The organism is Porphyromonas macacae DSM 20710 = JCM 13914, from assembly GCF_000379945.1.
Lineage (GTDB): Bacteria > Bacteroidota > Bacteroidia > Bacteroidales > Porphyromonadaceae > Porphyromonas > Porphyromonas macacae.
On sequence record NZ_KB904149.1, the window covers coordinates 58,511 to 79,062 of the forward strand.

Annotated in this window: 16 protein-coding genes; 9 read left to right on the forward strand and 7 right to left on the reverse strand. The window is 43.3% G+C overall.

Annotated features, from left to right (window positions below; all coding sequences use genetic code 11):
• The first annotated feature begins 26 nt into the window (after positions 1-26).
• From A3GI_RS0107670 to A3GI_RS11270, 9 genes are all read left to right on the forward strand, one after another.
• Complete coding sequence (locus A3GI_RS0107670; RefSeq protein WP_018360871.1) at positions 27-3,068, forward strand: tetratricopeptide repeat protein; 3,042 nt, start codon at positions 27-29, stop codon at positions 3,066-3,068.
• 1 nt (position 3,069) lies between these two features.
• Positions 3,070-4,845, forward strand: coding sequence for a hypothetical protein (locus tag A3GI_RS0107675; protein WP_018360872.1), 1,776 nt, complete (start codon positions 3,070-3,072; stop codon positions 4,843-4,845).
• Positions 4,846-4,858: 13 nt separating this feature from the next.
• Positions 4,859-6,094 (forward strand): Cof-type HAD-IIB family hydrolase, encoded by a 1,236-nt coding sequence (locus A3GI_RS0107680; protein WP_018360873.1) that lies wholly within the window; start codon positions 4,859-4,861, stop codon positions 6,092-6,094.
• Between the two features lie 35 nt (positions 6,095-6,129).
• Positions 6,130-7,836 (forward strand): glutamine--tRNA ligase/YqeY domain fusion protein, encoded by a 1,707-nt coding sequence (locus A3GI_RS0107685; protein WP_018360874.1) that lies wholly within the window; start codon positions 6,130-6,132, stop codon positions 7,834-7,836.
• Positions 7,837-7,849: 13 nt separating this feature from the next.
• Complete coding sequence (locus A3GI_RS0107690) at positions 7,850-8,509, forward strand: DedA family protein (protein WP_025079456.1); 660 nt, start codon at positions 7,850-7,852, stop codon at positions 8,507-8,509.
• A gap of 543 nt (positions 8,510-9,052) precedes the next feature.
• Positions 9,053-9,844, forward strand: a complete 792-nt coding sequence (locus A3GI_RS0107695; protein ID WP_018360876.1) for a sulfide/dihydroorotate dehydrogenase-like FAD/NAD-binding protein — start codon at positions 9,053-9,055, stop codon at positions 9,842-9,844.
• A 2-nt stretch (positions 9,845-9,846) separates the two neighbouring features.
• Entirely contained in the window at positions 9,847-11,328 is a 1,482-nt protein-coding gene (gene gltA / locus A3GI_RS0107700; RefSeq protein ID WP_018360877.1) for an NADPH-dependent glutamate synthase, read from the forward strand.
• 15 nt (positions 11,329-11,343) lie between these two features.
• The gene (gene priA / locus A3GI_RS10890) at positions 11,344-13,845 is read left to right on the forward strand and encodes a replication restart helicase PriA (RefSeq protein WP_018360878.1); all 2,502 of its coding nucleotides are present in this window, start codon (positions 11,344-11,346) and stop codon (positions 13,843-13,845) included.
• A gap of 84 nt (positions 13,846-13,929) precedes the next feature.
• Complete coding sequence (locus A3GI_RS11270) at positions 13,930-15,327, forward strand: DUF3078 domain-containing protein (RefSeq protein ID WP_018360879.1); 1,398 nt, start codon at positions 13,930-13,932, stop codon at positions 15,325-15,327.
• A gap of 101 nt (positions 15,328-15,428) precedes the next feature.
• Here the strand turns inward: A3GI_RS11270 and A3GI_RS0107715 are convergent, their stop codons facing one another.
• From A3GI_RS0107715 to efp, 7 genes are all read right to left on the reverse strand, one after another.
• Positions 15,429-15,812 (reverse strand): GntR family transcriptional regulator, encoded by a 384-nt coding sequence (locus tag A3GI_RS0107715; RefSeq protein WP_018360880.1) that lies wholly within the window; start codon positions 15,810-15,812, stop codon positions 15,429-15,431.
• 72 nt (positions 15,813-15,884) lie between these two features.
• Complete coding sequence (locus A3GI_RS0107720) at positions 15,885-16,706, reverse strand: hypothetical protein (RefSeq protein WP_018360881.1); 822 nt, start codon at positions 16,704-16,706, stop codon at positions 15,885-15,887.
• Between the two features lie 4 nt (positions 16,707-16,710).
• Positions 16,711-17,508, reverse strand: a complete 798-nt coding sequence (locus A3GI_RS0107725; RefSeq protein ID WP_018360882.1) for a hypothetical protein — start codon at positions 17,506-17,508, stop codon at positions 16,711-16,713.
• Positions 17,501-18,364, reverse strand: a complete 864-nt coding sequence (locus tag A3GI_RS0107730) for an ABC transporter ATP-binding protein (RefSeq protein ID WP_018360883.1) — start codon at positions 18,362-18,364, stop codon at positions 17,501-17,503. Before A3GI_RS0107730 ends, A3GI_RS0107725 begins: the two co-directional genes overlap by 8 nt.
• A gap of 284 nt (positions 18,365-18,648) precedes the next feature.
• Entirely contained in the window at positions 18,649-19,044 is a 396-nt protein-coding gene (locus A3GI_RS0107735) for a DUF6249 domain-containing protein (protein WP_018360884.1), read from the reverse strand.
• A 545-nt stretch (positions 19,045-19,589) separates the two neighbouring features.
• Complete coding sequence (locus A3GI_RS0107740) at positions 19,590-19,826, reverse strand: hypothetical protein (RefSeq protein WP_018360885.1); 237 nt, start codon at positions 19,824-19,826, stop codon at positions 19,590-19,592.
• A 127-nt stretch (positions 19,827-19,953) separates the two neighbouring features.
• Positions 19,954-20,520, reverse strand: a complete 567-nt coding sequence (gene efp / locus A3GI_RS0107745; RefSeq protein WP_025004290.1) for an elongation factor P — start codon at positions 20,518-20,520, stop codon at positions 19,954-19,956.
• Positions 20,521-20,552: the final 32 nt, after the last annotated feature.

Genomic DNA, 20,552 nt, shown 5'->3' on the forward strand with positions numbered 1-20,552 from the left:
GAAAGGACTTTTTTATACGAATTGATATGAAGAGAAAACTATTTGCGATTATCTTGAGCGGAGTGTTCTCCGCCTCCGGCCTTTTGGCTCAAAGTATCGTACATAATCCGACGGAACTGGTAAAACAGGATATCACGAGTTTCTTCAACCAACAGAACTATAATGCAACTTCAATATTCGGAGATTTACCTTTTTTCGATGCTCCTCAAAAAGACGACGAACAAATCGAATATTTGAAAACTTTAGCTACTCTTCGAACCGACGAAGAAGCTCCGGCCGAACTTATTCAGGCATATCTGGAACGCTACCCCGTTTCTGCACAACGGCAGTCTGCCATGCTTACCTTAGGCAATATTTATTTGAGCAGAGGGGATTACGACAGGGCCGAATTCGTGTTCAGAGACATCGATCCCAATGGATTGGACGCCAACGAAAGGACGCAATGGGGAGTACAGTGGGCCTATGCTCTGATGAAACATTATAAGGTTATTCCCGGCAGAACGAACAAGAACAACGAATACCTGAAACAGGCGCGCAATCTTTTGCAATTAGCCACAGAAGGTCAGGATCCGTGGGCTGCCAGAGCTTTAATCTATCTGGTTGCAATCGATATGACGGAAAAGAACCTCGAACGTGCAGAGAAGGTTCTGTTACAAACCCGGTGGCCGGAAGAGCTGGTTGCAGAGTCGGAACTTTACAAAGTACTCATTGTACTCCAAAAAGGGAATTACCAACAAGGAGTGGAAAAGGCTGAAAGGCTTAAAAACAGATATCCCGAACTGCGTAATCGGGCAGCATTATTAAGCGGAGCGGGACAGGCTTACTTTAACCTGAAAGATTACAAAAATACCATCGCCAACCTTTCTGCTCTGGAACATAACGGTCATTATAAGCTCTCTCCATCCGAAGGATACGCTTTGGGCGTTGCTTATTACGAATCGGGGAGTTATGCCAATTCGATAAAACCACTCGGAGCAGCCACTTCGGCCGGTCATGAACTTTCTTCGCCGGCAAATCTGTATAGAGGGATCGCTTTCGGAAAAACCGGAGATGTTCCTTCTGCCATAGCAGCACTGGAAGCTGTAACGAAGAACGCTCAAGCTCCTCTTGAATACCGGGAAACAGCCCTTTACAATATGGCTGTGATCCAGAGACAAAGCGGAGTAAGCAATTTCGGGCAGGCAGTCAAGACAGCAGAAAGATTTCTAAACGAATTCGAGCAGTCTCCTCGCAGAAAAAGCATGGCAGGTATGTTGACCGAGGCTTTTTTTACAAACAAAGATTATGAAACCAGTCTGCTGACGATACAAAGAATAAAGAAACCCACCCCATCGATTCTGGAAGCCAAACAGTATGTGCTTTGCAAACTGGCCGAAAAAGAAGGAATGAGCGGACGTTCTGCCGAGCAGATGGCCTGGTTGAATCAGGCCGTTTCCACTGAAAACCATGGAGACTACTATCGCGATGCTTTACTGAGAAGAGCGAATCTCTTTTACGATGAACAAAACTACAACAGAGCCGAGCAAGATATTCTCTCTCTGCTCAGGACTCCGGGTCTGAATTCAGAAGAAAAGAGTTCGGCATATTATCTTCTGGGATACTCGCGTTACAATCAAAATCGTTACCCCGAAGCATACGATGCTTTCAGAGAGTACAATGCCCTGAACACGGAAAACACGGAATTCAAAGCAGATGTATTGTGCAGAATGGGCGACTGTATGTATGTGCAGCGAAAAATGGATGAAGCAATTTCGCTTTATAACCGGGCGAATGGCATGACCGATGGCGGACTGCCCGATGCACTCATCCGCCTGGCCGACATATACAACCTCAAGAAAGATTACAACAAACAGATATCCATCCTAAACCAACTTTTGGTTAATCACGCCAACACTCCTTTTGCCGCAGAAGCGCTCTACCAAAAAGGACGGGCTGCCATTGTGGGACATCTGCCATCGAATGAAGCGGAACAAGCGTTCAATACGGTAAAACAAAAGTATCCGGATACGAAATGGGCAAGGCTTTCGGGTATAGATCTGGCTCTGCTTTATTATAATCAGGGGAAACCCGATAAAGCGATAGAGGCATATAAAAACATCATCCGCCAATACAAGTACAGCGATGAAGCGCACTCTGCACTTTCTGACCTGAAAAGTATTTGCCTCGAACAGGACAGAGTGGAAGACTATACGGCTTTTGTATCGACTTTGGGTAAAGACTTCAGTCCATCGGCTGCTGAAAATGCTCATTTGAGATTTTTGGCCGCTGAAAACAGCTACAGAAAAAATAGCGCGAATGCCAAGAATACGCTTGTAACCTATCTGCAGGATTACGAGCAATCTCAAGATGCTCCCAAAGCATGGAATTATCTGGCAAGAATATACGAGCAGGAAGGAGACACGGATAATGCTCTGACCTGCTATAATCGCCTTAATGTATCCGGTGCACCTGCGGAGTTGAGGAGTGAAGCCCTGTTGAAAATTGGCGATATTCAATTCGGGAAGAAGAACTATGCAGAGTCATACGATGCTTATTCTGCTTTGAGTAAGCTTTCAACCGGCACGGAACTGCGCTCGGCAGCCTTGTTAGGTATTGCTAAAAACGGAGTGGAAACAAATAATGAAAAGGAAGTACTCAAAGCTGCCGAAAGCCTGTTTGCCATCACCCCGTTAAATAAGGATATGGAAAGGGAAATGCTTTTATACAGAGGTAAAGCTTATGAGTCTTCAGGAAATCCGGAAAAAGCAATAGCAGATTATAAAAGGATCAGCGATGATACAGATACGGAAATCGGAGCCGAGGCTTTAGTCAGATCTGTTTCACTGCAATATGGCAAAGGACAGAAAAAGGAAGCACGAAAACGAATAGAAAGTTTTATAAAAAAGAGTTCGCCGCAGCAATACTGGCTGGCAAGGGCTTTCATTCTGCTCTCGGATATTTACGAAAGAGAAGGAGATTCCTATACAGCCAAACAATACATTGAAAGCTTGAAAGAAAACTTCGGCGGAAAAAACAAGGAAATCGATGAAATGATCGAACAGCGATTGGCAAACTTGACAAAAGAATAAAATGAAAAGTCTAAATTATATATATATCGTTGCATACCTGCTAATGATTCCGGGGTTTCTCGGCGCGCAGAATACAAAAGATAACGCAACAAAAACTCCGGACACCCTGAGACGTGAGCTCACTGTGATTACCGACCGGAAAATAACGCTGGATAACCGCCGGGGATTTCCTCTGTCCATCAAAGGAAAAAGCCCGCATATCGAGCCATTCACGGGAAGTTTACAAAGTCCGCCCTCCGGGAATACACTATATGCGATACCACTGGGAGAATCGCTTAACCCTATGGCTGAAAAATTCGAGACAAGCACAAAAAAAGGATTCGTAAACTTCGGATTAGGGCTTAAACATAACTTCAGAGGCGATTTCGGATATCGTTTTATCAACAAGGAAAACAGAACATTCGACATCTTTGCTGCAAATAGAAGCACGGATGCTCCGGTAAGCACTACGGCAGTCAATCAGGATACGAAAGCACTGGATTTTCAAACTCTTGCAGGCTTACGTTACAAGGAAAACGGAGAGATATGGAACTTCGGCTTTACCGGAACTTATTTGCACCGTTTTTACAATTTCTACGGCATCATTCCCAATGGCGGCACCATCGCCGATACTTATACCCCTTATGCGTATGAAACACCGAATGATGCCAAAACACACCGAATTGCCCTGCGATTGGATTTGGAAAAGAAAAGCGAATCGCTCCTGTCTGTGGCATCAAAAGGGTACGTTTCATATAATTTCCTGTCAAAAGGAACCGATATGCTCCAGAAAACGTATCATCTAAAAGAGCACCATCTGCAAGCATATAATGATCTCTATACGAAAATCAGCCATTCATTCAGCGCCGGGATTTTGGGACAGGTCAACTTCATCGTACAGAATCAAGAAGAAGGACTCCGATTCAGTGAAAAAGAGAAACAATCGAATCCGTTTTTGTCTTTAAGCGGAACCCCCTACCTGAAAGTAGCCAACAGCTATGACGATCTGAGCTGGTCTCTCCTTGCGGGCATCGGTATATCTTTTAATGTAAAACCCTATACCAAGCTACTGTTAACACCCAAAGTAAGCTTTGATCTTTCTTTCGGTAAATACTGGCAGCTGCAATCGGAAATAGAAGGTGGTTTTATTCACCATACGCTGTACGAAACATTGTCTGCAATGCCTTTTTTAACTCCCGATTATTCGCTGAGACACGCCAACGAGAAGATCAATGCAAGAATAGCATTAAAAGGAATTGTTAATTCAAATATATCCATGAGGTTTTTCGGGGAATATTCAAAAAAAGACCATGACCTCTTTTTCAATCCGAATACGCTCCCGAATATCGATGCCGACAACCGGCAAGTTTTCTTCAAGCCATACTATGCAAACACATCGCGCTGGAGCCTTGGCGGTATGTTCGGCTACAAAATGGGCAGCATCTGGGAAACCGAATTAGGAGTAAAATACAACAACTACTCTTCCGAAGAGAGTGTGATACTCAGTGCCGTACCCACTTTCGAAAGCAATGCGAAGATAAGCCTACGCCCTCTTCAGAAGGTAACGATAAGCATAGGATACGACATGCTGAGCGGAAGAAAATCTTATGATCCGTACGGAAACGAGTTTTCACTGAAAGATATGCACCTGATAACCTGTCATGCAAATTATCGGTTCAATCAGACTTTTTCTGTTTATCTTAATGGTGCTGGTCAACTTAACGGAAAAACAGAAAGATTTTGGGGCTATTATCACCAAAACTATTATGTCTTAGGTGGCGTAAACATTAACTTTTAACAAAACGTGCTTTATGAAATACAAAATGATTGCCCTTGATGTGGACGGTACGCTGTTGAACAATAAAAGGGAACTCTCGGAAACAAACAAAAGAGCATTACTCAAAGCACAAGAAGAAATGGGCGTGCGCTTGATTCTGGCTTCGGGAAGACCTATCGAGGGATTGACAAAAATAGCAGAAGAGTTACAGCTCAAAGACCATAGCGGATACATTCTACCCTATAACGGTGCACAGATTATTAACTGTCGTACCGGTAAAACCATTTCAGAGCACAGTATACCTTTAGATACGATCAAACGTTTGTACAACCTCAGTCTGGGACAAGGTGTCAACTTCCTGACTTATGCCGATCACAAGGTAGTCTCTGAAAATGTGAACGACCCTTATATAAAAGAAGAGGCCGAAAAAAACAATATGCCTACGCTTGAAGTACCCAACATACTCGACTTCATAAAAAAAGCGCCGGCGAAATGTATGATCGCAGGAGAGCCTGCAGAAATGGATACTCTGGAAGCTCTCATCAAACAACAACTGCCCGGGCTTGTTACAGTCACAAGGTCGGCTATGGCTTTCATCGAACTTGCACCCTGGAATATCCACAAGAAACAATCCATTGCCGCCCTCCTGGATAAGCTCGACTACAACAGGCAGGAACTCATTGCGGTAGGTGACAGCTATCATGATGTTGAAATGATCCAGTATGCCGGATTGGGAGTAGCCGTAAGCAATGCAAAAGAAGCGGTAAAAGCTTGCGCCGATTACGTTACGATGAGTAACGAAGAGGACGGAATTGCTCACATGATCGAGAAGTTCGTCTTCAGCGAATACGAAGATGCACCGTACTCTCTGGACGAAATCAACAGCCTGATGCCTAACAGTCTGATGGGCAATCTGGGCATTGTTTGTACGGCCTTGGGCAGAGGATATGCAGAGGCTACGATGCCGGTGGACATTCGCACAAGGCAACCGATGGGTATCTTGCACGGAGGAGCCAATCTGGCTTTGGCCGAAACGGTTGCAGGTTTAGGATCCGTAGCCCTGCTGGAACCGGGAGAAATGCAGGTGGGTATGCAAGTAAGCGGAAACCACATATCTTCGGCTCTGGAAGGCGATGTCATGCGTGCAGAAGGACGAATCATGCACCAGGGTAAAAGCACACACGTATGGAGTGTGGAAATCTACTCTACCAAAAGCGGAAAATTGATTTGCACCGTACGGGTGGTAAACAGTATTTTAAAACAACGATAAAATAATTACATATCATCATTCACGCTATTTCTAAGATGAACGAAGCATTTGATACACCAACTGAAACGGCTGAAGAAAAGAGAAGCCTTAACTTCATTGAGCAAATTGTAGAAAACGACTTGAAAGAGGGGAAAAACGACGGTCGTATACAAACCCGTTTTCCACCGGAACCCAACGGTTATTTGCACATCGGCCACGCTAAAGCCATTTGCATAGACTTCGGTATTGCACAGCAATATAACGGTGTCTGCAATCTCCGTTTCGACGATACGAACCCGACAAAAGAAGACGTGGAGTACGTAGATGCCATCCGGCAGGATATAGAATGGTTAGGGTTTCACTGGGGCAATATCTATTATGCTTCGGACTATTTTGACAAACTATATGCCTTTGCTGAAAAACTAATCATGGAAGGGCATGCTTATGTGGATGAACAATCGGCTGATAAAATAGCAGAACAAAAAGGCTCTCCTACCGTTCCCGGCAAAGAAAGCCCATACCGAAACAGACCTGCAGCAGAAAGTCTGGATTTATTCAGAAGGATGAATGCCGGAGAATTCGAAGAGGGTGCCATGACTCTGAGAGCAAAAATAGATATGGCTTCGTCCAATATGCACTTTAGAGATCCCATTATCTACCGTATCATCAAATATCCTCACCACCGTACAGGGAACAAGTGGAATGTATACCCAATGTACGATTTTGCACATGGCCAAAGCGATTACTTCGAGGGTGTCACACACTCTATTTGTACATTGGAGTTTGAAGTACACAGACCGCTGTATAACTATTTCATCGATCTGCTGAAAACAGACGAGTATCGTCCTCGACAAATAGAATTCAACCGGTTGAATCTCACTTATACCATGATGAGTAAGCGAAAACTGCTCCAATTGGTCAAGGAAGGCCATGTAAACAGTTGGGATGACCCGCGTATGCCCACAATCTGCGGTTACAGAAGACGGGGCTATACTCCGGAAGCCATTCGATCTTTTATCGACAAAATAGGCTATACCAAATATGACGGCACGATAGATGTAGCATTGCTGGAACATGCTGTACGCGAAGATCTGAACGAACATGCAACGCGTGTTTCTGCCGTTTTGCATCCTGTAAAACTCATCATTACCAATTATCCGGAAGGTAAAGTGGAAGAGATGGAAGCGATCAACAATCCGGAGGATGAAACCGCAGGTATTCACATCATTCCGTTCAGCCGCGAACTCTGGATAGAACAGGAAGATTTTATGGAAGACGCACCCGGAAAATTCTTCCGCATGACTCCGGGGCGCGAAGTTCGTCTAAAAAATGCCTATATCGTTAAATGTACGGGATGCCAAAAAGATGAAAACGGCAACGTAACGGAGGTTTATGCCGAATACGATCCGGAAACAAGAACCGGCCTTCCCGGAAGTAATCGAAAGGTAAAAGGTACCATCCACTGGCTAAGTGCAAACCACTGTGAGAAAGCCGAGGTAAGACTGTATGACAGACTCTTTACGGATGAAAACCCCTCTGACATAAAAGACAAAACTCTGGCAGAACTGCTCAATCCGGATTCTCTGCAAATCATAAAAGATTGCCGTATCGAACCTTTCCTGGCAAATGCAAAGCCTGGAGAGCATTTCCAATTCCAACGTACCGGTTATTTTACAGTAGACCCCGACAGCAAACCGGGTGCATTGGTATTCAACAGAACGGTTTCGCTGAAAGATTCCTGGAAAAAAGAACAAAATAAATAATACCTTAAGACTAATGGAATCTATAGGAATAATCCAATGGTGTCTGGAACACTTAAACTATTGGACCATTACGCTCTTAATGGCAATCGAGAGTTCGTTCATCCCTTTTCCCAGTGAAGTGGTAGTACCGCCGGCTGCGTGGAAAGCCGCTGCCGGAAGCGGAGACATGAACGTATTTCTGGTGGTTTTCTTTGCCACTTTAGGAGCAGATATAGGGGCAGCGATAAACTATTATCTGGCTATGTGGTTAGGCAGACCCATCGTTTACCGCTTTGCCAGAAGCCGTATAGGAAGAGCTCTTATGCTCAATACGGAAAAAGTACAAAGGGCAGAGGTATATTTCGAAAAAAACGGAGCTGTAAGCACCCTGATAGGACGACTTGTGCCGGGCATACGCCAACTGATTTCCATACCGGCCGGTCTGGCAAAAATGAAGTTTATGCCTTTTTTGCTGTACACAACCATCGGAGCCGGTATCTGGAATACCGTACTGGCTATTTTAGGTTATTCTTTGGCAAGCGTCCCGGGAATAAAAACGGAAGAAGAACTGATACGTACCGTTACCGTATACAGTCATGAGATCGGTTTCGGCATCATTGCCATTATCCTGTTGGTCGCCTTTATTTTCCTCTTTAGGAAAAAGCGTCGAAAAAAAGCAAATATACAAGCGTAACAAAACAAAGACCGATAAGGGGCTGTATCAAAATCCATTTGGGGTACAGCCCCTTATCGGTGCATCAGAATGCGTAAAAGATTGAGATTTATTGGTGTCCGGTAAAATTTAGGAGGTTAGAGATTTGGAACTAAAACCCTTCATATTTCGCAAAAACAACCTTCTAAAAGGGCATTACGAAGAAAAAGGAGTTTGACAATGTTAGAAATGACAGTATGGAAAAATACAAGCCCTCTAATTCAAATTCTCTTGTAATCTGCTATAGAACAGTAGTTTTTGAAGGTTCTTCGATTTTTTACCGGACAGCAATAATTGAGATTAAGGGAGCGTACCGAAGTAAGTGACAGAAGCTTAATGTCGCAGGCAACACAGCAATTTGCACATGATGACACACCGCCTTTTTTAATATCTCATAAAACACTTCAAGCAGAAGTAAAAAAATCAAAATAGATTCCCGTAAAGCATCCTTATCAACCGTTTTGATGGGCTAATATGAAATTTAACGTACTTTTGTAGGAATGGTAATTACAAGCAATAAAAGCCATGTATAAAATACTAAAGAAAGAATCATTCTCTGAACGTGTATTCAAATTAGTCATCGAAGCCCCACGCATTGCCAAGGCACGCCGTCCGGGGCATTTTGTCATAGTCAGAGTAGGTGAAAAAGGAGAACGAATACCGTTAACCATTGCACAGGCAGATGTCAAAGCCGGAACCATCACCCTGGTGGTGCAGGCAGTAGGTAAATCATCAAAGAAACTTTGTGCGTTGCAGGAAGGAGACAGCATTACCGACGTGGTCGGTCCCTTAGGAAAAGAAACAGACATTAAAAAAGTAGGCACTGTACTCTGTGCCGGCGGAGGAGTGGGTGTTGCCCCCCTGCTTCCGATCGTAGAAGGTTTTCACAAAGCAGGCAACAGGGTAATTGTGGTATTGGCTGCCCGCACAAAAGATCTTATCATCCTGGAGGAGCAAATGAGAGCTGTCAGCGACGAAGTAATCATCATGACAGACGATGGGTCTTACGGCAACAAGGGGTTGGTTACCGAAGGTGTCGAAATGGTTATCAAACGTGAAAAGGTCGATGAATGTGTAACCATCGGGCCGGCTATCATGATGAAGTTCGTGGCAGAAGTTACACGCAAATACAATATCCCCACCATAGCCTCGCTCAATACGATCATGGTCGATGGTACCGGTATGTGTGGTGCTTGCCGCGTTACGGTAGGAGGTAAAACTCGTTTCGTATGTGTAGACGGGCCCGAGTTCGATGCACATCAGGTGGATTTTAATGAAATGTTATCAAGGCTTAGTGCCTATAAGGAGTTAGAATAAGAATGACTACGGAAGAATTAATAACAAATCGTCGCTCCGAACCTTGGCGAGTAGAACTGCGCAATAAAATAAGCCCCAAAGAACGCATGAGCATGAACCGGGTTGTCATGCCCGAATTAGACCCGAAGTACCGTGCCACTCAGCTTAACGAAGAAGTCAATACAGGGCTTACCGCAGAACAGGCTTTGGCTGAATCGCACAGATGTCTGGACTGTCCGAAACCCACTTGTATGGAAGGTTGTCCCGTGGGTATCCATATTCCCACATTTATCAAATACATCGAAGCGGGCAAGGTTATCAAAGCAGCACAAACACTTCGGGAAACCAGTTCGCTTCCTGCCGTTTGCGGACGGGTATGCCCGCAAGAAAAACAATGCGAAAGCAAGTGTATTTATCTGAAGATGAACAAACCGGCAGTTGCTATCGGTTATCTGGAGCGTTATGCCGCAGACTACGAGCGCACGCATCCGCAAGAGTGCACACCGGAGGAGCGCCCCATACCTAACGGAATTAAAGTAGCAATCGTAGGCAGCGGTCCCGCCGGTCTGAGTTGTGCGCACGACATGGCCAAATGGGGCTATGAGGTAACGGTCTTCGAAGCTCTGCACGAAATAGGCGGAGTGCTCAAATACGGAATACCCGAATACCGTCTGCCGAATGAGGTCGTGGATGCTGAAATCCAAAAACTGACAGATCTCGGTGTGGTCTTTGAAACAAACACGATTATCGGACGGACAATCACTTACGACGAGCTTCATGAAATGGACTACAAAGCCATTTTCGTGGGAAGCGGTGCAGGTCTGCCACGTTTTATGGACATCCCCGGAGAAAATCTGGCCGGCGTATTGTCTTCCAACGAATATCTGACCCGTGTAAACCTCATGGCCGCAGCGGATGAGGATAGCGATACTCCGGTAATTAAAGGGAAAACCGTAGCGGTTATAGGGGGAGGCAATACAGCGATGGACTCCGTGCGCACAGCCAAACGTTTGGGAGCAGAGCGCGCCATGATCATCTACCGCCGTACGGAAGAAGAGATGCCGGCACGTGTAGAAGAAATAAAACATGCCAAAGAAGAAGGTGTAGAATTTCTTACACTTCACAATCCCATCGAATATATCGGAGACGAACGTGGCAGACTGAAAGCCATGAAGCTGCAAAAAATGGAATTGGGCGAGCCCGATGCCAGCGGACGGAGAAGGCCGGTAGCTATTACCGGAGCTATCGAAACGGTACCGGTAGACGAAGTGATCGTAAGCATAGGCGTATCTCCGAATCCGCTTATCCCCAGAAGCATAGAAGGTCTGCAAGTGTCCGACAAAGGAACGATCATCGTGCACGACAAGAACCGTTCCTCTTTAGAAGATCTGTATGCCGGAGGAGACATCGTTCGCGGCGGTGCCACCGTAATCCTGGCTATGGGCGACGGCCGTGTGGGGGCTGCCGGCATGCACCAATACCTGAGCGAAAAGATGTCGAACTGAATAATACAAAACGGCATGAGCTACGCACGCGTTGTGCTGCCTTTGAAACTTGACAAAACCTACCATTATCTGATACCGGACGAATGGGAAGGCAAGCTTCAGGCAGGACAACGCGTTGTCGTTTCTTTAGGCCCCACACGTTTTTATACCGGCATTGTGTGCGGTATAGATACCGACTTGCCTAAAGCTCTTTTGAACAATAAAACGATAAAAACCATCAGCGACGTACCGGACAAAGATGCCATTCTCGGTCAAAAAGATCTGGAACTGTGGCATTGGATAAGCCGGTACTACATGTGTACAGAGGGGGATGTGCTGCGGATGGCTCTACCCTCCGGTCTACTGCCTACAAGTGCCACGATTATCCGCCTCAATGAGGATTTCGTAGCAAGCAAACGGTTATCCGAAAAACAACAAAATCTGCTCGACTTTTTAGCACGCCAACCGAAGAAAAATGCAGCGACCATTGCCATTCAAAGAGCTTTGGGGCGAATTTCGGTCGATGCCTTAACCGAATTGGTACGGGCAGGAGCAATTAGGGTGGAAGAAGAGCTGATACGCAAATACAAACCTCGTACCGAAACCTGTCTGCACTTATCCCCCGGTTTCAGAACGGAAGAACAGCTGACAGAAGTAATCTCTTCTATAAAACGTGCACCGAAGCAGCAGGCTATACTGTATGAATGGCTTGAAATGTGCGAAGACGGCGTGCAAGAAGATTATACGATGGCTGTCAAGCTGGCGGAATTTACCAAAGGCGACGCCAACAGGAGCAACCTCGTCAGAGCTTTATGCAAAAGAGGCATTTTTCAAACCTACGAAAAAGAGATCAGCCGTATTGCTCCTCCCCGTGTTAAATCATCCGATATTACCCGGGAAAACCTTATCCAACAGCCTTTTTCTCTCAATCCGGATGCAGCGGTACATTTTCTTGAAACAAGAGATATAGCAGAAAAAGAGCAGCTTCTTATTCAACAAATAGCCGATACAATCAATAAAGGGAAGCAGGTTTTGCTCCTCAGCCCGATAACGGGCGAAGTAGAAACAAAGGACTGTTTTACGGAAAAACTAAGGAAAGCAACAAACGGACGTCTACTGGTTTACGACACCACGATAAGCGACGCCGTAAAAGTGGAAACTTTTCTAAAAACAGCGACTTCGGACGAACCGTTCGTAATCATGGGACAGCGAAACGCTGTTTTACTGCCATTCAAAAATTTAGGGCTTATTGTCGTAGACGAAGAACACGAGTATGCACTGAAACATCAGGCTACACCTCGCTTCCATGCAAGAGATGTGGCCATCTGGCTGGGGGTAAAAAACAACATCCCGGTACTGCTTACCTCTGAAACTCCCTCGGCAGAAACCCTTTTTAATGTCATGCGTGGGAAGTATCGCCGCATCTCACTACCCGGTCGGGAACGATATCGGTTCAGGAAAAACACCGTCATAGAAGCCATCGATCTGAGAAAAACACCTAAACAACAGAATGGAATTATTTCACCTGCATTGGCAGAAGCCATCCGGCAAACCATAAAAGCAGGACAACGGGTTTTATTACTGCAAAACAGACGGGGATATGCCCCGTTTCTGGTATGCCGGGCTTGCGGAGAAAGATACAAATGTCCCAAATGCGATGTCAGCCTGACCTATCACCGCAGTAACCATAAAATGATTTGTCATTACTGCGGTTACAATGCCCCGGTACCCACGGCATGCCCCAACTGCCATACCATGCCTGAAACAGCCAATGAACCAGTAATGGAAGCCATGGGATATGGATCCGAACGGGTGGAGCAGGAAGTAGCGGTCAAATTCCCGGAAGCATCGGTTTTACGTCTGGACAGCGATGTTTTGCTCAGTGCCAAGCAGCGATCCGAAGTACAGCAGCTGATAGACTCGGGCAATGTGGACATCATCGTAGGCACACAGCTTATTAAGGGACAACCGATCTGGAACGATGTTTCACTCATCGCTGTCATCCGGCTGGATGCCATCCTGGGCTATCCGGACTTCAGAAGCTACGAAAGAGCTTATCAGCTGTTAGATCAATTACTGATACGAGGCTGTCTATCAAACAGTGAAAACACCCCTACCCGCCTGTTGTTACAGACCTACGACACAGAGAATCCGTTCATTGAGCAACTCAAGAAAGGAGACTATAACCGCTTTATCGAAAACCAGCTGGAAGAGCGCGAAATTTGCGGATTTCCTCCGTTCGTAAGGCTTTCCACCATCATAATCAAAGGTTTTGATGAAGATTTAGTGGACAGTTGTGCCGAAAATCTCTGCAAAAATCTTTGTGAGTTTCTCCCCGAGGGAGCTGTAAGCCAACCTCAGAAACCTTCTGTGGCACGTATAGATATGCAATATATCCGGCAAATCACTCTCAAACGAAATCCTCAAACAGATTACCGCATAGAACGAACAGCCATACAAAAAGCCTTGTCAAAAACATTGCAAGACACTCCGGCTTACAAGAAAAACCGCATCATCATCGATATCGATCCTCTTTAGCAAAAGAAGCCGGTTTTTAACCTGCATATAAACAACAAAAGTCTTAACTTTGGAACAGTCAATATTTAATAAAATTAATAAGTAATGAAGAGATTTTTACTCTCCGTTTTTATTCTTCCGGTTTCAATAGCGGGCTTAACAGCCCAGGTAAATACAGAGTTTTCGATGCCCAAACAGATAAAAACATTAGATGACATCAGTAAAACTCCGGACAAAGGCTATATCTTAAAACAAAAGGAATATTCCGAAATCGACTCCACTAATCTTAAATCGACTATGGAGGATTCTATAGCAAAAGATTACAGTTCGTCGAATTATCTGATACACATTCTTCGTTTGCCACTGGTCACCCGAAGCATACATAAACAGCAAGATCCGCTCAAACTCCGGTTCGATACCATCGGTTCCTGGCAATATGAAAAAATAAAAGTCATCGAACAACCACAAATTTCCTCCTTTCTCGGGCAGCGTCTCATCCATCATACTCTTAACAATCTTCAGATACACCATTCGTCGCTGTTCAAATACGGTCAAAAATTTTTGGAACAATACAGACCTGATTACCGCATAATACAATATAATAAAGATGAAATGTCGGTATTGGACAAGGCGGATAGCGAATTTGTACTGATTAATTCGGTAAATCCGTTAAAAGTAAAAGAAACTCCCATTAAACATTGGTTTCCCTCATTTGAAACATCTATTCAATTCTCGCAAAATTTCGTTTCAAACAACTGGCACAAAGGAGGAGCAAGCAACCTCAATCTGTTCATCCGAAACTATTTTGCCTATAACTACCTATCCGGAGAAATCAACTGGGTAAATGAGATAGAACACAAACTAAGTATTTTCAACGCCATGGACGATTCGGTACATCGCTATCGGATTTCCGATGACCTGATTCGCTTTCACAGCAACTTCGGTTACAAGGCTTTCTCCAGTTGGTACTATACATTGGACTGGGATGTAAGGACACAGCTTTTTAACGGATACAAACAAAATAGTCGCAAACTTCTTTCTTCAATCGTCTCCCCCATAAACTCGGTACTCGGTTTGGGTATGAAGTATGAATACAAAGATATGTCTCGCGCTATTTATGGCCGTAAAATCAAATTTACACTGAACATCGCGCCTTTTTCTTACAGTGTGCGCACATCCCTCCGGGACAATATCGATTTAGAACGCCATGGACTCTCCAAAAGCAACATGATCAAGCATTCTTTGGGTTCTACCATACGCTCCGAATTGCTGTGGGATTTCAACCTGACTATCGGATGGCGCTCTCGCTTTATCTACAACACCAATTACAAAAACGTGGACAGCGAATGGGAAAACACTTTCAACTTCAACTTCAACCGTTTCTTCAGTTCCAAGCTATATCTGCACCTGCGATTCGATGATTCGGTTCCTCCCAGTGAGAGCTGGATGAAATATCTGCAAGTAAACGAGCTGATCAGTTTGGGCTTCAATTTTAAGATTTAAGAAAACCGAACAGACAAACAGAAAACTCCGGGTAAACCACATCAGTGGCAACCCGGAGTTTCTCCGTTCAAGTACAAAAGAATTACTACTATTTCATCACGCTATTTTTCATCTTCCGTATGCTGTCTGTTCAATTCGTCTTCCGTCAGTTTACACAGCTTTTCGAGCGATATGTTCAGAAGCCGCATCTCCGCAACCAACTGAGGAACACGTTCATTTTTGAAACGCTCCATACGTTTCACCAGAATACGCTCACGAGCACTGGCATCCACATAAAAGCCGATTCCACGCTTCGGATAAATCAGCCCGTCGCGCTGTAAACGCTCCACTGCACGCATGGCCGTATTGGGGTTAACCTCCATCCTTACAGCCAGCTCCCGAACGCTCGGCACATTAGAGCCGGTCGGATAAGTTCCATCCAGAATTCGATCAGAGATCCATTCTGCAATCTGTAAAAATATCGGTTGATCTTCTAAAAATATCATTGTCGTCTCCTCTTTATTTTTTATAAGAACTTACACGAAGGGCATCTTCTGTGTTTCTCTTTAACAGCTCTTTTATTTTAGTTGTCTCTTTTTCAGTTTATAGTAACTCAATCCCATAAAAGCCAAACCGAATATTACGGAACCCGTAGTCATGACCATGTTCAAATACTCTGCTAAAGCCTGAATATCAGCAACTTCATAAACTTCCTCTAAGGATTTCACCACCTGAGTTATCAATACAATAATGAGAATAATAAATACGAGACAGATACCCATACAGGCAAACAAAGCTTTTATGGTTTTCCGGAAGCTGATCAAGCAAAACAGCGTTGTTCCTAAAGAAAATATAAGCGAAGATATTCCTATTGAAGCAGTATTCAAATAAATCTCTTTGATTTTCATATCGGAAAAGTTCCATGGAATAAGTATCTGATAGCCATTGGCAAAAACAGGTCCGAAAATTTGCCGTTCCATTCTGGCTGCATCGCCGATATGCGGATGAAACATGAAATTAATACTATAACACAACTGATTTGCCACCCACGCCAAAAATATAAAGAATACGATGTACAAGCATAAGACCACATACTTCTCGCACGTCTTGGCCGGAATCTGACAATAGTCTATCGTATCCGATCTGTTTACACGCTTATTCAGTAGAATAAAACCATAAAACCAGAATATCAAACTGAAAAGTTGATACAAAGACATCACATCGACACCTCCTATTTGTATTCTCGGAACAAATAAGTTGTAAAACAACTCGCGCAAACCGGCCAGAACCAAAACAGATAAGAGTGTGAAAATCAATATATTTTTCCTGTTTACCTGCCACTCCATACGCAGCAATAAACCTATTCTGCCAAAGCTGTTTGTTTTAGTATTATTTTTCATCTTCTTATCTTAATTGTATATTTTTTAATCTGTTATAACTCCATACCAGCATACCGCCTCCCAGAAATGCCATACAAAAAATCACAAAAAATACAGAAACATTCGAATTGAAGTTTTCCAACAAGAAATCGAACATCGGAATAAAAACGGTTAAAAATAACACAACCAAAACAACACAGATACCCCAAAATGCAAGTATGGCTTTAATCGGTGTCCTGAAAGAAACGGCAGGTAAAAAGGTCATACCCAGGCTCAACAGTATAAAAGATATGGTAAAACCGGCAGAAGCAAGGCCTTCCCGAAATCTGTTAATTCCTGAAAAAAACAGGAATGGGTTGAATATCTGGTAGCCGTTATCCAATACCACTAACGGAGCAAATGCTCTGGGTCCCTCAAGATTTGGATGTGCCAGAAAAATCAAACCGGCGGTAAACTGACTGATCACCCACAAAAAGAACAATAAAAGAAATGCCACTATAATATAAGAACCGAACTTCTCTCTAACCCGTGCCGGCAATACCGGATATGAGATCGTCTCCTTCCTGTTTACCCTCCCATTCAACATGAAAAAGAAAAACAACCAATAACCGATGGAAAACAAGAAAAAGCATTGCAAAGGATTATTGTAATCGCTCGAATAGCGTGATTCAAGAGGCTCCAAATAGAAAAACAGCAGATTAAAACCTATGCTGATAAGAATGAGCAAAACCGACAACAAGAAAAAGTTCTTCTTGTTGAGCCTCCACTCCATTTTCAACAGCAAGCCCAGTCGTTGGCGGTTTGACATGTTTACATCAGTCATATTCTATATTGCCGTTTTGTTGTTTATTTATTATCCGGATAAAGACATCCGGACATGCAATCATTCCATCAAAGAAAAGCTCCATGGAGAAGTTACTTTCTTCCGATCCGTCATTTTCAAAAACGCCCAGTTCTCCCAAAACCGAAGGCTCGGTATAAAGAGCATTTGCACGCATGTCGCGATTGGCTATTTGTCTGAAAACAAATAGTTTTTCCAAGGCCATGATCGGCTCATTACAAATAATACGGTTGTGCTCCAACATCATGATACGGTCGATTAGCTGCTCCAGATCCCGCACCTGATGCGTACTGATTATCACAGTCTGTTCGTCGGTGGTATGTGCGGCCATCATACGACGAAATGCCGCTTTGGAAGGTATATCCAGAGAGTTGGTCGGCTCATCCATAAGCAAAAGCGAAGTTCGTAATGACAAAGCCAAAGCTATAATGGCTTTCTTCTTTTGCCCCTGAGAAACTTTGCCCAAATTCATGTTCCACTTCAAATCGAATGTGGCAATGGCCTCTTCTGCCAACTCCGGAGAATAATTGGGATAAAAAGGTGTAATGATATCGAAATATTCCCGAATGGTTACTCCGGGACAAATCACCTCCTCGGGCAAATAAAAGAGATCCGCCAAAAAAGGTACTTCGCGTTTCACGGGATCATAGCCCAAAACACTTAGAGAACCATCCTGAACAAAGAACTGACCGCTAAGCAATTTCAAAAGAGTTGTTTTTCCCTCTCCGTTACGCCCCAAAAGTCCGGTTATCGTTCCTTTGGGCAGCTCAAAAGACATCTCTTCAAAAAGTTTACGGCCACGACGATAGCCAAATCTTATATTCTTCGCTTGTATCATAACTGTATCATCGAATTAGTACACCACAAATATAGATACATTTTTTTTTATACCAAAATAAAAGAAAAGATCTTTGCCATATCCAAATGCTTCAGGTCTAAAAACAGATAAAGAAACAAAGGCATCCAAATAATATATAACGAAAAAGAAACAGTTTGAGATTTTTTACAAAATTACCGTATCATAGATCCCCCAAAATTATGACAAAAAAAGACTCTCTCTCCGGCAAAACCCGAAGAAAGAGCCTTACTTACAGAATTCAAAAACAAATACTGTGGAGAGCTCTAAGCCTTCTTGTCTTTCTTATAAAAATACAGCGAAGGAATCAGCAACCCTAACCCGCCGAACAAGAGTACCAAGGCAATTAAAAAAACGCTGTTATAATCATAGAAATAGGTATCTGCTTGTCGAATCAGATCATAATTGAAGAGTGAAAATAAAAAAAACAAACCAATACCAAAAGCCATACCTATAATCAACGAAGCAATTTTTATGCTTAGCCTGTCGCTCAAAGTAACATGTTTGGGAAATAAATTTTCAGACAGCACTTTTCCATCCGGCAAGTCTGAAATATGATCGATAATTTTCAGCCGCTCACTCCTGCGGACGAAAAGTTCAAAGATTTTGAAGATTACCCAAAAGATAATTCCTACAATTAAAGCAGCAAATAATCCATCCATAATTTTTCTATTTTTAGTTAATTTCAGTTGTTTTTATGTTCTTTGCTTTTTAGACGCAACACAGCGTAACCGGTTACATCCCATTTACAACAGAGAAACCAAAGAGAAGAAAGAAGTCATACGCCTTAAGTTCGTATACACCTCAAGATGAATAACATAAGAAGATTTCACCTCTAATCAAATCTCCATTCCTGCAAAACAAAAAACCTCTGCCTGATGGATAAAAATTCTTCAGGCAAAGAAAAAAAATCCAAGTTAACTTCGTTGAAAATCCGTAGCGCTACGGATTCCGAGCCATCAGGCAAAGAATTCCAGAGAGTAAATAGCACAATGTAAAAAGAGGAAAAATATTCCTTTCAATATCTTACCTGCTTGACTGTTCTACGAAGAAAAACTTTTTATACAACTGTATTATAAAACAAAATACAATCATACACCATAGGGAAAAAGCCATGGATACAAAAAGAAAAAAGCTGTACGAATTCGTACAGCTTTTTCTTTGCAAGTATGCCTTGCTTAGATGAAGTAATCAGTTAAAATAAGGCTTAGTTCTTAACCTCTTCCTTTTTAACTTCTTCTTTTACCTCTTCTACAGCCTCAGTTGCTGTTTCTTTCACTTCTTCAACAACCATAGCAGCAGAGTCTACAGCAGCTTCAACTTCTTGCTTTACTTCTGTAGCAACAGAATCTACAACTGCATTGTTGTCAGCTTTTTTGTTTCCTGAACAAGAAACCAACATAGAAGCAGCAAAAAGAACTGCAAGTAATACAACTTTCTTCATAATTCAAAAAATTAGTGCAAATCTTATTGTGATTTAATTTCGCTGCAAAGATAGCGTTTAATTTTCAAATAGAACACTTTATAATATAAAATACTATATTCACAGCAAAACGTTATCTGATTTTTCCTTATTCTTTCACCCTTCCGATATAAGAACCGTCCCGGGTATCGATTTCGATCAATTCGCCTTCGCTGATAAACAACGGAACACGCACTTCGGCACCGGTCTCGACCGTTGCGGGCTTCAATGTATTGGTAGCCGTATCGCCTTTTAATCCGGGCTCGGTATAAGTAACTCTCAATGTTACGTGAGCAGGCAACTCGCAAGTCAGGATGGTTTCGCTCTCGGCATGAACCATGGCCTCGACCATATCGCCTTCTTTCAGAAACTGCACCCCATCGATCGAAGCCTCGGGAATAGAGATCTGTTCGAATGTTTCGGGATGCATAAAATTCAGCCCCATCTCATCTTTATACAAATACTGATACGGACGACGCTCAATACGTACTTCTTCCACTTTTACACCGCTGTTCCAAGTCTTATCGATTACTCTGCCGGTAGCTACATTTTTCAGTTTGGAACGAACAAAAGCCGGACCTTTACCGGGTTTAACGTGCAAAAATTCAACAATGAAGTAATATTGGCCATCTATATCGAGGCACATACCATTTCTAAAATCAGCTGTCGTAGCCATAAATTCTTAAGAGATTAGTTTTATTGTAATTT

Bases quoted from the DNA above. Each gene is read 5' to 3' on its own strand.
- A3GI_RS0107670 (WP_018360871.1), top strand. From the start codon at position 27: ATGAAGAGAAAACTATTTGCGATTATCTTGAGCGGAGTGTTCTCCGCC.
- A3GI_RS0107675 (WP_018360872.1), top strand. From the start codon at position 3,070: ATGAAAAGTCTAAATTATATATATATCGTTGCATACCTGCTAATGATT.
- A3GI_RS0107680 (WP_018360873.1), top strand. From the start codon at position 4,859: ATGAAATACAAAATGATTGCCCTTGATGTGGACGGTACGCTGTTGAAC.
- A3GI_RS0107685 (WP_018360874.1), top strand. From the start codon at position 6,130: ATGAACGAAGCATTTGATACACCAACTGAAACGGCTGAAGAAAAGAGA.
- A3GI_RS0107690 (WP_025079456.1), top strand. From the start codon at position 7,850: ATGGAATCTATAGGAATAATCCAATGGTGTCTGGAACACTTAAACTAT.
- A3GI_RS0107695 (WP_018360876.1), top strand. From the start codon at position 9,053: ATGTATAAAATACTAAAGAAAGAATCATTCTCTGAACGTGTATTCAAA.
- gltA (WP_018360877.1), top strand. From the start codon at position 9,847: ATGACTACGGAAGAATTAATAACAAATCGTCGCTCCGAACCTTGGCGA.
- priA (WP_018360878.1), top strand. From the start codon at position 11,344: ATGAGCTACGCACGCGTTGTGCTGCCTTTGAAACTTGACAAAACCTAC.
- A3GI_RS11270 (WP_018360879.1), top strand. From the start codon at position 13,930: ATGAAGAGATTTTTACTCTCCGTTTTTATTCTTCCGGTTTCAATAGCG.
- A3GI_RS0107715 (WP_018360880.1), bottom strand. From the start codon at position 15,812: ATGATATTTTTAGAAGATCAACCGATATTTTTACAGATTGCAGAATGG.
- A3GI_RS0107720 (WP_018360881.1), bottom strand. From the start codon at position 16,706: ATGAAAAATAATACTAAAACAAACAGCTTTGGCAGAATAGGTTTATTG.
- A3GI_RS0107725 (WP_018360882.1), bottom strand. From the start codon at position 17,508: ATGACTGATGTAAACATGTCAAACCGCCAACGACTGGGCTTGCTGTTG.
- A3GI_RS0107730 (WP_018360883.1), bottom strand. From the start codon at position 18,364: ATGATACAAGCGAAGAATATAAGATTTGGCTATCGTCGTGGCCGTAAA.
- A3GI_RS0107735 (WP_018360884.1), bottom strand. From the start codon at position 19,044: ATGGATGGATTATTTGCTGCTTTAATTGTAGGAATTATCTTTTGGGTA.
- A3GI_RS0107740 (WP_018360885.1), bottom strand. From the start codon at position 19,826: ATGAAGAAAGTTGTATTACTTGCAGTTCTTTTTGCTGCTTCTATGTTG.
- efp (WP_025004290.1), bottom strand. From the start codon at position 20,520: ATGGCTACGACAGCTGATTTTAGAAATGGTATGTGCCTCGATATAGAT.